This window comes from Corynebacterium sputi DSM 45148, assembly GCF_000427865.1.
GTDB lineage: Bacteria > Actinomycetota > Actinomycetes > Mycobacteriales > Mycobacteriaceae > Corynebacterium > Corynebacterium sputi.
Genome location: NZ_ATYV01000015.1, coordinates 40152 through 57369, shown reverse-complemented (window position 1 = coordinate 57369; position 17218 = coordinate 40152). Strand labels below are relative to the sequence as shown.

Here is a 17218-nt window from a genome sequence, read left to right as displayed (position 1 = left end):
TCAGTCTTCTCCCCGCGTCAGGACAACGGCATCTTGACCGTCGATTTCTTCGATGAGGACACTGACTTCCTCGTTGCGAGCAGTCGGCAGGTTCTTGCCGACGTAGTCCGCGCGGATCGGCAGCTGCCGGTGACCGCGGTCAACGAGGACGGCGAGCTGGATAGAGCTCGGGCGCCCGATGTCGTTGAGTGCGTCAAGGGCTGCACGAATGGTGCGGCCGCTGAATAGCACATCGTCGACAAGTACGACGATGGCGTTGTCGATTCCTGCGTCCGGAATGTCCGTCGGCTGGAGGGCACGGTGCGGGCGATCACGAAGATCGTCCCGGAACAACGTGATGTCAAGCGATCCGACGTCCGGCCGGATGTCCGAGTACTGTTCGATATTCTCGGCAAGGCGTTCCGCCAGCGGCACTCCCCCTGAGGGGATGCCCAGCAGTACTACCTTGGGTGCGTCGGATCCATCCAACGCGGTCTTCTCGATGATCTGGTGCGCGATGCGTGCGATTGTCCTACCCACTTCGTCCGCTGACAGCAGCTCAGTGGTCTGGTCGTTCTCGCTCATCGGGACCTCCTTCCCCGCCTCTCGGTGCGGTCCTTTAAAGGATGTCTGGTGTACAAGTACATCCGCAACCTTAGCACCGGGGCCCGGGGTGGAGAACGATCACTCGGTCTGGTCGTCATCCTTTTTCACAGTGACGGCCGCAGCAGCCAACCTTGCCTGGTCAGCGATGTCTGCTTCGGCGTCAAGAACCGCATTGATGTACGGGGGAGCAACGTCCGTGGAGTATTCCGCAGCGAGCTCAACTGCTTCCACCACAGCGACCCGGGGCGGGACGTCGGTGTGGAAGAGCTCCCACGTGCCGATCCGAAGAATCGCGCGATCGACGGCCGGCAGGCGGCGCAGGGGCCACTCCTCCGACAGGTATGACGCAATCGTGGAATCGATGCCGTGCTGCTCAGCTACGACACCGCGGACGATCTCCTCCGCGTATTCAGCCACCGGCGCAACACCCGACTGCTGATCGCGGGCAAGTTCGATGCGCTCTTCGACGACGTCGATCGCCGAAACATTGCGCTGTTCTGCCTCGAAGAGCAGGTCCACTGCTCGACGGCGGGCGCGATAACGGGCACCGCGCCGCTTGTAGTTGTTGTCCTTCATCGTCTCCCCGTGACTAGGAGTTGACGCGCGACAGGTAGGAGCCGTCGCGGGTATCGATCTTGAGGACTTCACCGGTCTCGATGAAGAGCGGAACCTGGACCTCGGCGCCCGTCTCGAGCGTCGCCGGCTTGGTGCCACCGGAGGAACGGTCACCCTGCAGACCCGGGTCGGTGTGCTGAACGACGAGCTCAACGGCAACCGGAAGCTCAGCGAAGAGCGCCTCGCCCTCGTGGAACGACACCTGCACTGGGCCGTTCTCGAGGAGGAAGCGGGCGGATTCGCCCATGATTTCGGGAGCGACGTTGATCTGGTCGTAGTCCTTGTCGTCCATGAGGACGTATTCCTCACCGTCCTTGTAAAGGAAGGTCATGTCACGGCGGTCCACGGTTGCGGTCTCGACCTTGACGCCAGCGTTGAAGGTCTTCTCAACGGTCTTACCGGAGACGACGTCCTTCAGCTTGGTGCGGACGAAAGCAGGGCCCTTGCCCGGCTTGACGTGCTGGAATTCGACGATCTGCTGAAGCTTGTTGTCGATCTTCAGAACGAGACCGTTCTTGAAGTCTGAGGTGTTTGCCACGAAACTCTCCTGGGTTGTGAAAATGGGCAGCACAGCCGCCGTCCGACGGTCACACGTTACCCCGTATGTACCGTCGGTAAAAAGCGGACTACAGTGTCTTGGTCAGCGGAACCAGGTTCTCTGGTTCTGCGTCAGTAATGATGACGGTGTCCTCGATGCGGACTCCACCGACTCCTGGGACGTAGATCCCAGGCTCGATGGTCAACGTCATACCTGCTCTGAGAGAGCCTTCCGAGCGGGTCGAGGCAAACGGCGCCTCGTGCACATCGATGCCGATGCCGTGCCCGGTTGAGTGCACGAAATACTCGCCGTAACCTGCGGCCACGATGATGTCACGGCACGCAGCGTCAACCACAGCCAGGTCGATTCCCGGGCGCGCAGCCTCCAGGCCGGCGAGCTGTGCCTGCAGTACAACCGAGTAAATCTTCCGGCGCTCCTCCCCTACGTCACCGATTCCGAGGGTGCGTGTCATGTCGGAGCAGTACCCGTCGACAAGCGCGCCGAAGTCGATTGTGACGAGGTCGCCATCCTCCAGGACGCGGTCGCCTGCTCCGTGGTGCGGACGTGCTGAGTTCGGACCCGAAGCGACGATTGTGTCGAAGCTGGGGCGTTCTGCTCCCCCAATCCTCATGCGGTATTCGAGGTCCGCCGCGATCTGGCGTTCAGTCCGACCGGCGCTGACACATCCATCGTCAATAAGCGACTGGAACGCATCAACGGCGACCTGAGCTGCTCGACGCAGTGCATCGAGCTCCTCGGCGTCCTTCTCCTCACGGAGATTCTCGATGACCTTGACCATCGGAACCGGGGCAATGTCGCCGTTATCGAGACTGGTGTACGCGGCGTAAGAGGTGTGCTCAGCCTCGAAACCGACCGTCTCGACCTCCACCTCGCCAAGGAGGGCCTGCACACACTGACGTGCGATAACACACCTCAGGTCAGGAACTTCGTTGGCCACCTGCGTGGTGTAGCGGCCATCTGTCGAGATCAACGCTTCACCGTCAGCGCTTACGAGCACGGCACCGTTAGACCCGGTGAATCCGGTAAGCCACTGCACGTGCTCCGGACGATCAATGACCGCCACATCGCACTCCAGCGTCCGCAGTTGTTCTGCTAGGGCTTCCCGACGTTCCTGGTACCGCATTTACCTCTCCTCAATAATGGAACGCAGAGCTAATTCATAGCCCTTCGTGCCACAACCGACAATGATGCCGGCGGCAATTGGAGACAGGTACGAATGGCCGCGGAACTCTTCGCGTCCGTGGACGTTCGAGATATGAACCTCGTGGAAGCCAGCGCCGTCAGCAACCTCTGCGAGCGCGTCGCGAAGAGCAATCGACGTGTGTGTCAACCCACCAGGGTTGATAATCACCGGCCAGTTGTTGTCAGCAGCCTCGTGAACCCACGTGATGAGTTCACCTTCATAGTTAGACTGGCGGAACTCCACGGTCTCACCGAACTCATCGGCGACAGCCTGGACCTTGCGAGCGACATCTCCAAGCGTCGTCGAGCCGTACACGTCCGGCTGTCGTCGGCCGAGGCGATTCAGGTTAGGTCCGTTCAACACCAGGATCATCGTGCCGAGTCCTCTTCTGCTGGATATCCGTTTTCATGGGTGAGGGCGTACGCGGCCCTAAGCGTCTCATCCGAAGGTCCGTCAATTCGCGTACAGGACCCCGGCGCTGTCAACGCGACAAAGCGTACCGTGCCCTTGCGGTTCTTCTTGTCACGGGTCATGGCATCGAAGAGCTCGTCGTAGAGTCCCTCATCATACGTCGTGGGAAGCCCAATGGACTCCATGATCGTACGGTGGCGATCCACCAAGTCCTGATCGATGAGCCCTTCAAGCTTCGCCAGCTCCGCTTCATAGACCATCCCGACCGCCACTGCGTGCCCGTGGCGCCACCGGTACTGCTCGTGCAGTTCCACAGCGTGAGCGAATGTGTGGCCGTAGTTGAGGTTCTCGCGAAGGCCGGACTCCTTGAGGTCCTCGGACACCACGTCAGCCTTGACCTGGACTGCTCGTCGGATCAGTTCCGGAAGCGTTCCATCGACGTCGACTGCCGCTTTTGGGTCGCTCTCATAGATGTCCAGAATCGCTGTGTCGGAGATGAAACCAGCCTTGATGATCTCAGCGGATCCTGCGACGAGTTCCGCATGCGGCAAAGTACGCAGGAAATCGAGGTCGACGAAGACTGCGCGCGGCTCATGGAAAGCGCCGACCAGGTTCTTACCAGCGGCGGTATTCACACCAGTCTTGCCACCCACGGCGGCGTCAACCATCGCCAGCAGGGTCGTCGGCACCTGAACCACGTCGATGCCGCGCATCCACGCAGCAGCTACGTATCCACCGAGATCAGTGGCGGCTCCACCGCCAACTGCAACAACAGCATCCCGACGTCCCAGTCCATGTTCACCGAGCTTCTCCCAGCAATCACCGGCGACAGCAAGGGTTTTTCCTGCTTCCGCATCCGGTACCTGGAGTCCGAATGCGTCAACGCCTCGATCGCGAAGCTTCGCAACGATTGTGTCGGCGGCATCAGCCACGCTGCCCTGATGGATCACCGCGACGACTCCCGCGTGCGCGGCGGCGTCGACAATGCCATCAGTCAGACCAGAACCGATCGTGACGGTGTACGGGGTCGGTCCACTCACCCTGATATCCGTGGTGTCGGTCGCGATCACGTTAGGGTCCTCTCCTCAAGGTTGGCTGCCTCCAGGAAGGACAGCACTTCAGCGACGACACGTTGCGGTGATCGCTCATCGGAACTAACCCGGTAGGTCGCTACTTCCTCGAACTGAGGATGACGTATGACCATTAGCCCTCGGTAGTGCTCGACGGGATCGTCTGCAGCTAGCACAGGGCGGTCCTGCTCACGCAAGGTGCGTCGGATTCCCTCTTCCAGGGAAATCTCTAAGTACACGACGGTGTGGCTCTGCAGTCGCTTCCGAGTGGCTTCGCTCATCACGGAGCCGCCTCCCAGGGACACGATGCCTTCTCTTTCCAAGGCGGAGGCGACTACGTCAGCCTCGAGCTCTCGGAATCGAGTCTCGCCGAGGTCGGTGAACACCTGGCCGCAGGGCTTACCCGCGAGTTCTTCGATGAGGTGATCGGAATCCGTCAGAGGCTCGTTCAAAGCGCGTGACAAGCGGCGTCCAATGGTGGACTTTCCGGCACCGGGCATGCCCACGAGCACCACGGTTGGGGTGGTCACATTCTACTCCCAATTCATACGGTCAGATATCTGCGCGAGGTATCCCTCAACGTTGCGCCGGGTCTCCCCGATGCTGTCTCCCCCGAACTTTTCCAGAACCGAGCGTGCAAGCACCAGGGCAACCATTGCTTCTGCGACGACGCCGCCGGCAGGAACTGCACAGACGTCGGAGCGCTGGTGGATGGCGGTCGCAGCCTCACCGGTCGCCATGTCCAAGGTCTTCAGCGCGCGGGGCACGGTGGAGATCGGCTTCATAGCGGCGCGCACGACTAGGGGCTGACCGTTGGTCATGCCGCCTTCGAGTCCGCCGGCACGGTTGGTGAGTCGGTCAACTTCGCCGTCGATGCGAACCATCTCGTCGTGTGCTTCGGTGCCACGGCGACGTGCTTCGAGGAAGCCGTCTCCGATTTCGACGCCCTTGACGGACTGGATACCCATGATCGCACCAGCAAGCTGAGCGTCCAGACGTTCTTCACCGGAGATGTGCGAGCCAAGTCCAACCGGCAAGCCGTGGACGATAACCTCAACGACACCACCGAGAGTGTCGCCCTGGCGCTTTGCCTTCTCAATCTCACCGATCATGGAGTCTTCTGCGTTCTTGGTGAAGGCGCGCACCGGCGATGCGTCAATGGCCTCCTGGTCCGAGAATTCCGGCATCTTGCCTTCATCCGGGGTGGAACCGCCAATGGAGACGACATGCGAGACGATCTCGACGCCGAGGGTTTCGCGCAGAATCGAGCGGGCAATGGTAGCCGCGGCGACACGGGCAGCGGTCTCTCGGGCAGAGGAGCGCTCGAGGATATTGCGGGCATCGTCGTGGTCGTACTTCAGCATTCCGTTGAAGTCGGCGTGCCCTGGGCGAGGGCGGGTGAGCTTTGCACCACGGGCGGTTCCCTCGGTGTCATCTTCAATCGGGTCAGCGGACATAACTTCAGTCCACTTTGGCCACTCGGTGTTACCGACCATGATGGCAATCGGGGAACCCAGGGCACTTCCGTGACGAACTCCTGAGAGAAGCGTGACCTCATCGGCCTCAAACTTCATTCGCGCGCCGCGCCCATATCCGAGACGGCGGCGAGCCAATTGGCGCGACACTTCCGCACTGGTTAGTGGCACGCCGGCCGGAGTGCCTTCCATCATGGCGATAAGCGCCTGGCCGTGAGATTCCCCTGCTGTGGTCCATCGAAGCATGCTGACTATTCAATCATGCAAACACTTCCCAGGGGATTCCGGGGCCAAAGAAATATGCCGCGACAACAGTTCCTGCCAGCATCGAGGGACCGTGGGCTACGGTCCGGCTGCGGGCCAAAACGCCGATTATTGCACTGACCAGCGCAGCAACAGTGATCGCGATCACAACCGCCCACACGGTATGTTCAGCGCACATCCAGCCAATCCACGCGCCGAGCCCGATGGAAAACTTCACATCGCCGCCCCCGATGACCCCGCCAATACCCATTACGAGGTACAAGGAGAACCACAGCGCTGCACCAAGCAGCGCCCAGGGCGCTCCACCCATTGCCATGGAGACAATCAGCGTGACGACGCCCCCACCCATCGTCCACACGTCCGGTAACCGACGCCGCCGGACGTCATGGACACTAAGTGCACCACTCCACACTAGAAAAACCGCCGTCCCCCACCCCATAGTCGGAGCGTAGAACGGCGGTCTTAGGAGTGCAGCGTAAAGTTCACGGAATTCAGAGGAGTTCGAAGAGCTTCTCTCGCATTTCCTTCTCCGGAGCGGTACGACCAGTGAACTGCTCAAACTGACCGAGGGCCTGGTGCAGGAGCATCGTCAGACCACCGACGGCCGGAGTGTCGGTACGTCGGGCTGCTTCAACCAGCGGAGTGGGCCACGGATCGTAGATGACATCCACAATCCGTTTGGCTCGAGCCAACTGGCCGTTGTATCCGACGAGCCCTTCCGACGGAACAGTCGACACCAGTACCTCAGCAGTGCCTGCGACATCCGCCAGGTTCTGGTCTGTGAAAGGGACCCAGTGGAAGGTCATCCCGAGTTCGGTGGCCAGCGGCTCAAGGTTATAGGCGCGTTCGGACCTTGCCACAACGATCAAATGCGTGATGCCGGCCTGCGCAAGTGCCCACACCGCTGGGCGGGCAGTGCCGCCAGCGCCCACGACGATCGCTGTACCTCCGGCGACTGATTCGACACCAACCTCACGAAGTGCGCCTGCAACTCCGTCGGCATCGGTGTTGTCGGCGAGCCAACCGGTCTCAGTGCGGACGAGAGTGTTGGCGGATCCGACCAGCCTGGCCCTCTCCGTAACTTCGTCGGCGAAGTTCAGTGCGTCGAACTTTCCGGGCATCGTGACCGAAAAACCGGCGACGGAGTCGTCAGCCGCAGACACAATTGAGGGAAGGTCACCTTCGGGACACTGGATTGCTGTGTACTCCCAGTCATCCATGCCCAGTGCTTGATAGCCGGTGTTGTGGATCAACGGTGACTTCGAGTGCTCGATGGGATCGCCCAGTACGGACGCGCGGTGGGTAATCATCGGTTCGAGTCCAAGACGCCGCCCTCAATGGACTGCTGGATGGCTGCATTGTGGTCGTCAAAGTTGTCGGTGAAGATGGTCGTACCCTCCTGGTCGATCGTGACGAAGTACAGCCACGCGCCTTCTTCTGGGTTCTCCACCGCTTGGATAGCTTCGATGGAGGGCGAGGCAATCGGGGTGGCTGGCAGCCCATCCATGGCGTAGGTGTTCCAGGCCGTTTCACGGGCGCGGTCCTCGTCGGTGGTCGCTACCTCTTGGTCCTCAAGGTCGTAGTTGACAGTGGAGTCGAACTGCATCCGCATCGGCTCTTCCAGGCGGTTGAGAATGACTCGGGAGACCTTTGCGAAGTCCTGCTGATGGGCCTCCATCTGGATCATCGACGCGGAGACGATGATCTCGTAGGGGCTCAGGCCAATCCTCTCGGAGGCCTGGAGAATTCCGGTCTCCTCGTACTGCATAGCCGAGTCAGACACGAGGCTATTGAGGATCTCAACAGCCTCTGCAGAGGGATCAAAGCTGTGGATGCCTGGTGTGATCAGCCCCTCCAAGCGACGCGGGTCATCACCGCGCGCGCCAACTTCACCCCGGGCCCATTCCGGAACACCGAGGGCATTGAGGTCAGCGGTGCCTGCAGTCGAACGCAGATCTTCGACGGTGATGCAATCCTCTTCAGAGGTGCACGACGCCTCGGAAATCATCGTGAAGATGCCCTTGCGGACATCATCCGAGCCGACCACATAGGTGTCCTCGAAACGGATTCCGGTAGGAAAGTCAACCGTTCCGGCCTGACGGGTCGGATCCAGGAGGGCATTGACGGCAGCCTCCGCGGACATGCGCTTTTCCAAGCGGTACCAGCCCGGCTGGAGCTGGTTGGCGCGCGGGTGGCCCGACGCAGCACCGGAGAATGCGGATGTGGACGCGACCACTCCGTCCCCTGCGAGCTGGTCGGCCAAGGACGAGAGAGATTCCCCGGCAGCAACATTGACCATGACGACGTCGCCATTGCCCTCGCCGGTGTAGTCACGGTCCGCACCGCCGGTAGCCCAGACGAAGCCTACGACCACAACAACCATCAGGCTGAGAATGATGGAAGTTACGTTGATCGCGACCGACGTCTGGCGGTTACGCACGCGGGTAGATCCACTCAATGGGACTCCTTGGACCGAAAACTGGACTAACTAATTCTGTACTAACTTGGTTGCTTTGTCACGTTTCGGTTACATCCTGCTTCCGCATGTCCAACCAGTTCTGCAAAATAGCAACCGCTGCAGCCTGGTCGATACGGCTGCGACCACCGCGGGAATCGATACCGGCTTCGGTCAACTGACGGGATGCGGTAACCGTCGTCATGCGCTCATCGCACAGTCGTGAAGGAACACCGAGACGGCGGCTTAACCGAAATGCAACGTCTGCAGCCTTCCGAGCGGAGGTTCCGGCAGTGCCGTCAAGCATGAGGGGAAGTCCGACGACGATCTCGACGACGTCATTCTCTTCAGCGATCTCAACCATCCGGTCAATGTCGGGGCCGTCTGGCCCGCGGCGACCGGTGGCACGAGCCACGGTCTCAACCGGCGTTGCGAGCAACCCGTCCGGATCAGAGATTGCAACACCTACCCGGACATCGCCGACGTCCACTCCGAGGCGGCGGCCACGGCCCGGATCATCGGCGCCTGGCCGCTCTGGGATGAGCTTAGCCATTGGCCAGGTGAGCCTCGACGGCCGCGAGAGCGGCATCCAGTCCGTCCGGGTTCGAACCCGAACCCTGCGCCAGCTCCGGCTTTCCGCCACCGCGTCCGCCGATGAGCGGACCCATCGTGGAGACAATGTCACCGGAGCGCAGACCGGCTGCGACACCAGCGTCGCTGACTGCGACGGCGAAGGGAACCTTGCCGCCATCGGTGCTGAGCAGCACGATGACAGCCTTACGATCACCAAAGCGTGCTCGCAGGTCATTAGCCAGAGTTCGCATGTCCTTCGCCTGGGTGCCGCTCGGGAGGGTCAAGCCGAGGAAGATGGTATCTCCCACCTCGCGGGCCTGGTCCAGATGGGCCGACACATTGTTGAGGAGCTGCTGTGCCTTGAGATCTGCGAGCTGCTTCTCGGTTGCCTTGAGCTTGTCGGCCAAGGCTGCGATGCGGTCCGGGACCTCAGCAGAGGGGGTCTTGAACTCGGTCGCCAGACGCTCAGCGAGCAGACGCTCGGTGCTGAGGTATCGGAAGGAGTCCATGCCCGAATATGCCTCAATACGGCGGGCACCTGAGCCGACGGACGATTCACCAAGCACTGAGATCGGACCGATCTGGGCGGTGCGATCGACATGAGTGCCGCCACACAGCTCCATGGAGAACGGTCCACCCATCTCCACTACGCGAACTCGGTCACCGTAATTCTCGCCGAACAGTGCCATCGCGCCCATTGCGCGGGCCTCATCCAGGGAGGTTTCGGTGGTGTTGACTGCCCAATCGGAGTCGACGGCCTCGTTGGCCATCTCCTCGATGCGTCGGACCTGATCGGCAGACAGCGGGTCAGTGTAGCGGAAGTCGAATCGGAGGTAACCCGGGCGGTTCAAGGAACCTGCCTGGACGGTCTCCGGCCCAAGGACCTCACGCAATGCACCGTGGATGAGGTGAGTGGCAGAGTGCGCCTGGCGTGCCTGGTGGCGCCACGCGTGGTCGACCGATGCCTCAGCGCGGTCGCCAACACGGACTTCGCCAACCTCGACGCGACCCTTGTGCAGCCAGACCTTCTTGCCGGCCTTCTGCACGTCGGTCACCAGGATGGTCGCACCGGACTCAGTGGTGATGACACCGTGGTCAGCCATCTGTCCACCGGACTCCGCGTACATCGGCGTGCGATCGAGGATCAGCTCGATCTCATCACCTTCAACAGCAGACACGGCAGATCCGTGATCAGCAATAATGCCGATCACCTTGGCCTCATCGCTCAAATGGCTGAATCCGGTGAACTCAGTCGGGTTCTCGTCGATGAACTGACGGTAGACGCTGAGGTCTCCGTGGTCCTTCTTCTTCGAGCGGTTGTCGGCCTTGGCACGCTCACGCTGCTCGGTCATAAGGGCGCGGAAGCCCTCCTCGTCGACGGTGAGGCCAGCTTCGTTGGCCATCTCCATCGTGAGGTCGATCGGGAATCCGTGGGTGTCGTGCAGAGCGAAAGCGTCTTCACCAGTCAGGGTGGTAGCGCCTTCTGCCTTGGTCTCGAACAGGCGGGTGCCAGCCTCGAGAGTCTTGAGGAACGCGCGCTCCTCAGCAACGGCACTGCGACGGATGCGGTCCCAGTTGTCGGTGATCTCCGGGTAAGACGGGGTCATCGTCTCGTGGACGACGTCGAGAAGCTTCTCGAGGGTCTCCCCCTGAGCGCCGAGCAGACGCGCAGAACGGATCACGCGGCGCAGCAGACGGCGCAGGATGTAGCCACGGCCCTCGTTGGACGGAGCTACACCGTCGAGCATCAGCATCAGGCCGGTGCGAGAGTGGTCCGCGATGACGCGGAAACGGATGTCGTCCTTGCCATCTGCACCGTAGGTGGCACCGGTAAGGCGCTCAGCCTCATCGATCACCGGACGCAGCAGGTCGGTCTCGTAGACATTCTCCACGCCCTGCAGCAGGAACGCGACGCGCTCGATGCCCATACCGGTATCGATATTCTTCTGCGGCAGCTCGCCGATTGGCTTGTGGCCGTACTTCGGGCTCTGCTCACCACGGATGTACTGCATGAACACGAGGTTCCAGATTTCGATGTAGCGGTCCTCGTCAGCGACCGGACCACCCTCGATGCCGTACTCCGGGCCACGATCGTAGAAGATCTCCGAGCAGGGACCACAGGGACCGGGCACACCCATGTCCCAGTAGTTGTCGTTGCCGTCGCGGCGCTGAATGCGCTCTTCGGGGACACCGACGATGTTCGCCCAGATGTTATGAGCCTCATCGTCATCGAGGAAGACAGTGACCCAGAGCTTTTCCGGATCAATGCCGAATCCACCGTCGTCGACGGAACCTGTCAGCAACGACCATGCCTGAGTGATTGCGCCTTCCTTGAAGTAAGCGCCAAAGGAGAAATTGCCGGCCATCTGGAAGAAAGTGTTGTGGCGGGTGGTGATTCCCACCTCCTCGATATCGAGGGTGCGTACACACTTCTGGATGGACGTGGCCTTGGAGTAGTCCGGCGTCTCCTGGCCGAGGAAGTAAGGCTTGAACGGGACCATGCCGGCGTTCACGAACAGCAGGTTCGGATCATCGAGCACTAGGGATGCACTGGGCACCTCGGTGTGGCCCGAATCCGTGAAGTGGTTCAGGAAGCGCTGGCGAATCTCATGCGTCTGCACGGCGGTGGGTCCCTCATTTCCGATCTATTGGATGACCACGCCATCATACTCCCCGACGGAACCCCCGGACTATCCGGCGTAGGCGACCGAGGTAGCCGCCGATGTCCTTCTCCCGCCCGTGGGAGGTCGGCTCGTAATAGTCGCGGTCGATGAGCTCTTCCGGTGGATACTGTTGCGACAGCACTCCACGGGAATCGTCATGCGGGTACTGGTACCCCACGGAGTTCCCGATTTTCTTAGCTCCGGCGTAGTGACCGTCGCGAAGATGGGTGGGAACCGCACCTGCTTTTCCGTCCCTGACATCGGCGCGGGCTGCGGCAATGGCGGTGGTCACCGAATTGGATTTTGGCGCCGTGGACAGGTGAATCACTGCTTGGGCGAGGGTCAACTGCCCCTCGGGCATGCCGATCAACTGGACCGCCTGGGCAGCTGCTACTGCAGTCTGCAATGCCGTCGGGTCAGCCATCCCGATGTCCTCGCTGGCAAGGATTACGATGCGCCGAGCGATGAAACGAGGGTCTTCCCCACCTTCGATCATCCGCGCCAGGTAGTGCAGCGCAGCATCAACGTCAGAGCCACGTACGGACTTGATGAAGGCCGAAGTGATGTCGTAGTGCTGATCACCATCGCGGTCGTAACGAACGGCAGCCCGATTGACGGAGGTTCGGACCACGTCGGTGTCCAGTTCGCCGCCATCAGGAATTCCCTCGGCAGAGGCCTCCAGATACGTCAAGGCGCGGCGAGCATCACCAGCAGACAGCGACACCAATGTCGCCAGGCCATCTTCAGTCAAGGAGATCCGGCCCGCCAAACCTCGGGTGTCTGTTGCAGCGCGAGTGATGAGGGCTTCGACATCGACGTCGGAAAGCGGCTCGAGCTGCAATAACAGCGACCGAGACAACAGTGGCGACACCACGGAGAACGATGGATTCTCCGTGGTCGCTGCGACGAGGAGAACCGTACGGTTCTCCACGGCGCCGAGCAGCGCATCCTGCTGATTCTTACTGAAGCGGTGGACCTCATCGATGAAGAGGACAGTTTGGATGCCCTCGCGGACGAGCCTGCGCTTGGCTCGCTCGATGACCTCTCGGACCTCCTTCACGCCGGAGTTCAGCGCCGACAGCGCCTCAAACTCACGGCCGGTAGAGGTCGAGATCAGACTCGCCAGCGTGGTCTTGCCGGTGCCCGGCGGTCCAAAGAGGATGACCGAGGTATCCCCTCCCCCTTCGACGAGCCTCCGGAGCGGAGTGCCCGGTCCGAGCAAGTGCTCTTGCCCGGCGACCTCCTCCAGCGTCCGCGGACGCATCCGGACAGCAAGTGGTGCGTGCGCGCCCGGACGAAAGTAGTCCGGCTCCTCTTGAGTGTCGTCGTCGAAGAGACCATCCTCCATGACGGTCAGTCCTCCGACACCAGGGCCACCACGCCCTCTGCCAACTCGACCAGACCGTCAAAGGTTCCATCGGCACAGTCGGCTGCGAACTGCGACAGCACCCGGGCGGTCTGCGCCAGGTCTGCACGCTCACGCGGGCCTCCACCGATACCGACCTCAGGGTCAATCGGCGCATCTGCATCAATGCTGAGGATTGCTTCGGCGGAACCGGAGTGCACCGCCGCAGCCGAAATGAGGAGCCAACCAAGCAGAGCAACGGTGATCCGTCGCTGTAGGTTGTCGCCTTCACCAAGATCCGGCCAGGTGCGGCGGACCTCTGCGTGCCAGGTGTCAATGAAGACCCGAGCCTCATCGCGGTCAAGCGGAGCGGTGAACGGGAACATCGGGAAACCGGCGCATACGCTCGCAACGTCGAACGCGACATCACGGAAACCAGCCCACTCATAATCCAAGAAATGGACCCGAGAGGTCATCAAAATGTTGTCCGGGCTCAGATCAAACGGAGTGAACGCACGGTGGTAGCCGGAGGCATTTCGCCGGGCTGCCTCAGCAGCAGCCTTGCGAACGCCATCGGACACTGGAACGCCCAGTGCCTCAAGCAGATCGACGCCGAGGTTGATAGACCGGATGATCCCGCGGTCACGTTCACCAGCGACCTCTGGGTCGTGACGGTGCTTGGACCACAGACGACGCAGGAGGGTATTGAAGTCCTCCTCACGCATCGCCGATCCCTCGTGCATCATGCCGAGGGCCTTGCCCAGCGAACGCACAACCGGCATGCGGTCAGTCTCGCGCTCATTTTCCGCAAGGAGGCTAGCGAAGGTGTGCGCATCGCCGAGGTCGGAGATGACGAGAAGGCGCTTATCGACGTCATAGGCCAACAACACTGGTCCGGGACGTACGTCGTCGGACAATGAAGTGGTGAACTGATACGCCACGATTTCGCGAAGCAACGACGGGTCGACCCCGGTCGCCGAGGACTCCGGCATCTGCTTCACCACAACGGAACGCTCCGTCAGGAACGGGTTGTGAGCGACGCGGAAGCGAAGGACGGTCGCGAAACCGGACCCACCCAAATCTTCCGGGTGAGACAACTGCTGGTCACCGCCAAACCGGGCGGCGAGCAGCTCCTCCGCTGACTTCAGGATCTCGTTGTGGTGTTGGTCCATGGGACTCAGTTCTTCTTGGGTTCGGGCTTCTTGGGCTTGAAGTCGAGGCCTGCTTCGCGGCGCTGCTGCGGCGTGATAGCCGCCGGAGCGTCGGTCAACGGGTCGACTCCGCCACCGGACTTGGGGAATGCAATGACTTCACGGATGGAATCCGCGCCGGCGAGGAGGGACACGATGCGGTCCCAACCGAAGGCGATTCCGCCGTGCGGCGGGGCACCGAATGCGAAAGCCTCCAGGAGGAAGCCGAACTTCTCCTGGGCTTCCTCATCCTCGATGCCCATGACCTTGAACACGCGCTCCTGAACGTCACGCTGGTGGATACGGATGGAACCGCCACCGATCTCGTTGCCGTTGCAGACGATGTCGTAGGCGTAGGCCAGGGCATCACCCGGGTTGGTGTCGAAGTCGTCCAGGTGCTCCGGCTTCGGGGAGGTGAATGCGTGGTGCACAGCAGTCCAGGCAGAGTGGCCCAGTGCCACATCGCCGGAGGCGGTTGCGTCTGCGGCGGGCTCGAACATCGGAGCGTCGACGACCCAGGTGAAGGCCCAGGCGTTCGGGTCGATGAGTCCGAGCTTCTCCGCGATGGCACCGCGGGCGGCGCCAAGCAGTGCACGGGAGCTCCGGGTATCGCCAGCTGCGAAGAAGATGCAGTCGCCCGGCTTAGCGCCGACGTGGGCGGCAATGCCCTCGCGCTCGGCGTCGGTGATGTTCTTGGCCACCGGGCCGCCGAGCTCGCCGTCTTCACCGACGAGGATGTAAGCGAGGCCCTTGGCGCCACGCTGGCGTGCCCACTCCTGCCATGCGTCGAGCTGACGACGCGGCTGGGAAGCACCACCTTCCATGACAACGGCGCCGACGTACTCGTTTTTGAACACGCGGAAGGAGGTGTTCTCAAAGAACTCGGTGCACTCGACCAGCGGGATGTCGAAGCGCAGATCCGGCTTGTCAGAGCCGTACTTCTCCATGGCCTGGTGGTAGGTCATGCGCGGGAACGGCGTCTGCACTTCGATGCCAGCGGTGGCCCACACTGCGGTCAGGACCTGCTCGGCTAGAGCGATAACGTCCTCCTGGTCGACGAAGCTCATCTCGACGTCGAGCTGGGTGAACTCCGGCTGACGATCAGCACGGAAATCCTCATCGCGGTAGCAACGAGCAATCTGGTAGTAGCGCTCCATACCCGAGACCATCAGCAGCTGCTTGAACAGCTGCGGGGACTGCGGCAGGGCGTAGAAGGTGCCCGGACGCAGACGTGCCGGCACCAGGAAGTCACGAGCACCTTCCGGAGTGGAGCGGGTCAGGGTCGGGGTTTCGATCTCGGTGAAGTCGTTGGAATCAAGGACCTCACGGGCAGCCTTGTTGACCTTCGAGCGCAGACGCAGCGCCTTGGCCGGGCCTTCACGGCGCAGGTCCAGGTAGCGGTACTTCAGGCGGGTCTCTTCGCCAACCTCGTTCGAGGAGGACTGGTCGTCCAGCTGGAACGGCAGAGCCTCGGAAGAGTTCAGGATCTCCAGCTCGGTGACGTTGAGCTCGATAGCGCCCGAATCCAAGTTCGGGTTCTCCGAACCTTCCGGACGAAGTTCCACGACACCCGTGACACGGATGACGTACTCGCTGCGCAGGGAGTGCGCCAATTCAGCGACATCCGACTCGCGGAAGACAACCTGGGCGAGACCGGAACGGTCGCGCAGATCGACGAAGATGACTCCACCGTGGTCACGGCGGCGGGCCACCCATCCGGTGAGGGTTACGGACTGTCCGGCCTGATCCGCCCGGAGTTCGCCGGCGAGATGCGTACGCAGCACTGCGTGTCCTTCCAAAGGTTCGTGTCTATACAGGGGTCGGCTACGGGTAGCCGACATTCAACCAACCAAGTGTACCCACCGAAGGTGGGTTGTGGCCGGTAGGCCCAGAAGCTGTGTCAAAATTGCAGGTATGACGTTTAAGTCGGACTTTCAAAAGGGCGGCGACCGCGCCCGTCGCTCCTCCGGTGGTGGTCGCACCGGAATCGCGGTCGGCGGTGGCCTCGGCGGCATCGTCCTTATTGGGCTATTTCTACTGCTCGGTGGAAATCCAGCAGAGATCCTGGGCCTCCAGCAGAGCGACCAGCCTGCAATCGAACAAGGCGAGGGCGACGGCGGTTTGGAACACTGTCGAACTGGCGCCGACGCCAACGAGTACACCGACTGCCGCGTGGAGTTCACCGGAATCTCCTTGGATCGCGTGTGGGAGGGCCAACTCCCAGAGCAGGCAGGCATTCGCTACACGCCTCCGGAGATCATGCTGTTTTCCGGCCAGGTCTCCAGCGGATGTGGACGAGCAACTTCCGCCACTGGCCCCTTCTACTGCCCGTCCGATCAAACCGCGTACTTCGACACGACCTTCTTTGACACACTTGTCCAGATGGGCGGAGGTAGCGGCCCGCTGGCACAGCAGTACGTCGTGGCACATGAGTTTGGTCACCATCTGCAGAACTTGGAAGGCACCTTAGGGCTGTCCGATTACAACAATCCAGGCGAAGATTCGAACGCGGTCAAGATCGAAACTCAGGCCGACTGCTACGCCGGAATTTGGGCCCATTTTGCCGACGAGGGCCCTGACGCAATTTTAGAACCGTTGACAGATCAGCAGGTGGCAGACGCTATTCAGACTGCACGAGCTATCGGCGATGACCACATTCAGCAGCAAGCCGGACAGCAGGTCAACCCTGATTCGTGGACCCATGGCTCGTCGCAGCAGCGTGTCGACGCCTTCCTCAGCGGCTACCGATCTGGCTCCATGGCCTCATGTGGGCAGATCGGTTAATCCGAACTGAGAATTGTATGTGAATTGAACTGACCTCTATTCTCAT

The 17218-nt window shown here is 61.4% G+C and carries 17 protein-coding genes; 1 reads left to right on the top strand and 16 read right to left on the bottom strand.

What is annotated here, in order from left to right; genetic code table 11:
* The 16 genes from pyrR to aspS all read right to left on the bottom strand — a co-directional run bounded on the left by pyrR (nucleotide 1) and on the right by aspS (nucleotide 16172).
* A complete protein-coding gene (gene pyrR, locus YWU_RS0109080) occupies nucleotides 1-564 on the bottom strand; it encodes a bifunctional pyr operon transcriptional regulator/uracil phosphoribosyltransferase PyrR (RefSeq protein ID WP_027020228.1) in 564 nt (187 codons plus the stop codon).
* Nucleotides 565-663: 99 nt separating this feature from the next.
* Nucleotides 664-1161, bottom strand: a complete 498-nt coding sequence (gene nusB, locus YWU_RS16080) for a transcription antitermination factor NusB (protein WP_034647596.1) — start codon at nucleotides 1159-1161, stop codon at nucleotides 664-666.
* A 13-nt stretch (nucleotides 1162-1174) separates the two neighbouring features.
* Nucleotides 1175-1738 (bottom strand): elongation factor P, encoded by a 564-nt coding sequence (gene efp, locus YWU_RS0109070; protein ID WP_027020227.1) that lies wholly within the window; start codon nucleotides 1736-1738, stop codon nucleotides 1175-1177.
* Between the two features lie 88 nt (nucleotides 1739-1826).
* Nucleotides 1827-2882: an aminopeptidase P family protein gene (locus YWU_RS0109065; protein WP_027020226.1), complete on the bottom strand. Its 1056-nt coding sequence runs from the start codon at nucleotides 2880-2882 to the stop codon at nucleotides 1827-1829.
* Entirely contained in the window at nucleotides 2883-3314 is a 432-nt protein-coding gene (gene aroQ, locus YWU_RS0109060; protein WP_034647595.1) for a type II 3-dehydroquinate dehydratase, read from the bottom strand.
* Nucleotides 3311-4423 carry a 3-dehydroquinate synthase gene (gene aroB / locus YWU_RS0109055; protein WP_027020224.1) on the bottom strand — a complete coding sequence of 371 codons (1113 nt, stop codon included), beginning with the start codon at nucleotides 4421-4423 and terminating at the stop codon, nucleotides 3311-3313. Before aroB ends, aroQ begins: the two co-directional genes overlap by 4 nt.
* The gene (locus YWU_RS0109050; protein ID WP_051260218.1) at nucleotides 4420-4923 is read right to left on the bottom strand and encodes a shikimate kinase; all 504 of its coding nucleotides are present in this window, start codon (nucleotides 4921-4923) and stop codon (nucleotides 4420-4422) included. Before YWU_RS0109050 ends, aroB begins: the two co-directional genes overlap by 4 nt.
* Nucleotides 4924-4956: 33 nt before the next feature.
* Nucleotides 4957-6144 carry a chorismate synthase gene (gene aroC, locus YWU_RS0109045; RefSeq protein WP_027020222.1) on the bottom strand — a complete coding sequence of 396 codons (1188 nt, stop codon included), beginning with the start codon at nucleotides 6142-6144 and terminating at the stop codon, nucleotides 4957-4959.
* Between the two features lie 13 nt (nucleotides 6145-6157).
* Entirely contained in the window at nucleotides 6158-6601 is a 444-nt protein-coding gene (locus YWU_RS16075; RefSeq protein ID WP_084142020.1) for a prepilin peptidase, read from the bottom strand.
* Between the two features lie 52 nt (nucleotides 6602-6653).
* The gene (locus YWU_RS0109035; protein WP_027020221.1) at nucleotides 6654-7472 is read right to left on the bottom strand and encodes a shikimate dehydrogenase; all 819 of its coding nucleotides are present in this window, start codon (nucleotides 7470-7472) and stop codon (nucleotides 6654-6656) included.
* Nucleotides 7469-8620, bottom strand: a complete 1152-nt coding sequence (gene mltG / locus YWU_RS0109030; protein ID WP_027020220.1) for an endolytic transglycosylase MltG — start codon at nucleotides 8618-8620, stop codon at nucleotides 7469-7471. Before mltG ends, YWU_RS0109035 begins: the two co-directional genes overlap by 4 nt.
* Before the next feature lie 58 nt (nucleotides 8621-8678).
* Nucleotides 8679-9170: a Holliday junction resolvase RuvX gene (gene ruvX / locus YWU_RS0109025; RefSeq protein ID WP_027020219.1), complete on the bottom strand. Its 492-nt coding sequence runs from the start codon at nucleotides 9168-9170 to the stop codon at nucleotides 8679-8681.
* Nucleotides 9163-11811: an alanine--tRNA ligase gene (alaS, locus tag YWU_RS0109020; protein ID WP_027020218.1), complete on the bottom strand. Its 2649-nt coding sequence runs from the start codon at nucleotides 11809-11811 to the stop codon at nucleotides 9163-9165. The genes ruvX and alaS overlap by 8 nt, the downstream gene beginning before the upstream one ends.
* A 43-nt stretch (nucleotides 11812-11854) precedes the next feature.
* The gene (locus YWU_RS0109015; protein WP_034647593.1) at nucleotides 11855-13201 is read right to left on the bottom strand and encodes a replication-associated recombination protein A; all 1347 of its coding nucleotides are present in this window, start codon (nucleotides 13199-13201) and stop codon (nucleotides 11855-11857) included.
* Nucleotides 13202-13206: 5 nt separating this feature from the next.
* A complete protein-coding gene (locus YWU_RS16070; RefSeq protein WP_034647591.1) occupies nucleotides 13207-14370 on the bottom strand; it encodes a phosphotransferase family protein in 1164 nt (387 codons plus the stop codon).
* Between the two features lie 5 nt (nucleotides 14371-14375).
* Nucleotides 14376-16172 carry an aspartate--tRNA ligase gene (gene aspS, locus YWU_RS0109005; protein WP_027020216.1) on the bottom strand — a complete coding sequence of 599 codons (1797 nt, stop codon included), beginning with the start codon at nucleotides 16170-16172 and terminating at the stop codon, nucleotides 14376-14378.
* Nucleotides 16173-16302: 130 nt separating this feature from the next.
* On the opposite strand from aspS, the gene ypfJ reads away from it, so the two are divergent.
* On the top strand, nucleotides 16303-17172 hold the full coding sequence (gene ypfJ, locus YWU_RS0109000) for a KPN_02809 family neutral zinc metallopeptidase (protein WP_027020215.1): 870 nt from the start codon (nucleotides 16303-16305) through the stop codon (nucleotides 17170-17172).
* Nucleotides 17173-17218 lie beyond the last annotated feature (46 nt).

Excerpts from the sequence above, each read along its gene's own strand:
- ruvX (WP_027020219.1), bottom strand. The coding sequence starts at position 9,170 with ATGGCTAAGCTCATCCCAGAGCGGCCAGGCGCCGATGATCCGGGCCGT.
- YWU_RS0109015 (WP_034647593.1), bottom strand. The coding sequence starts at position 13,201 with ATGGAGGATGGTCTCTTCGACGACGACACTCAAGAGGAGCCGGACTAC.
- aroQ (WP_034647595.1), bottom strand. The coding sequence starts at position 3,314 with ATGATCCTGGTGTTGAACGGACCTAACCTGAATCGCCTCGGCCGACGA.
- aroC (WP_027020222.1), bottom strand. The coding sequence starts at position 6,144 with ATGCTTCGATGGACCACAGCAGGGGAATCTCACGGCCAGGCGCTTATC.
- YWU_RS16075 (WP_084142020.1), bottom strand. The coding sequence starts at position 6,601 with ATGGGGTGGGGGACGGCGGTTTTTCTAGTGTGGAGTGGTGCACTTAGT.
- YWU_RS0109035 (WP_027020221.1), bottom strand. The coding sequence starts at position 7,472 with ATGATTACCCACCGCGCGTCCGTACTGGGCGATCCCATCGAGCACTCG.
- ypfJ (WP_027020215.1), top strand. The coding sequence starts at position 16,303 with ATGACGTTTAAGTCGGACTTTCAAAAGGGCGGCGACCGCGCCCGTCGC.
- YWU_RS16070 (WP_034647591.1), bottom strand. The coding sequence starts at position 14,370 with ATGGACCAACACCACAACGAGATCCTGAAGTCAGCGGAGGAGCTGCTC.
- pyrR (WP_027020228.1), bottom strand. The coding sequence starts at position 564 with ATGAGCGAGAACGACCAGACCACTGAGCTGCTGTCAGCGGACGAAGTG.
- YWU_RS0109050 (WP_051260218.1), bottom strand. The coding sequence starts at position 4,923 with ATGCCCGGTGCCGGAAAGTCCACCATTGGACGCCGCTTGTCACGCGCT.
- nusB (WP_034647596.1), bottom strand. The coding sequence starts at position 1,161 with ATGAAGGACAACAACTACAAGCGGCGCGGTGCCCGTTATCGCGCCCGC.
- YWU_RS0109065 (WP_027020226.1), bottom strand. The coding sequence starts at position 2,882 with ATGCGGTACCAGGAACGTCGGGAAGCCCTAGCAGAACAACTGCGGACG.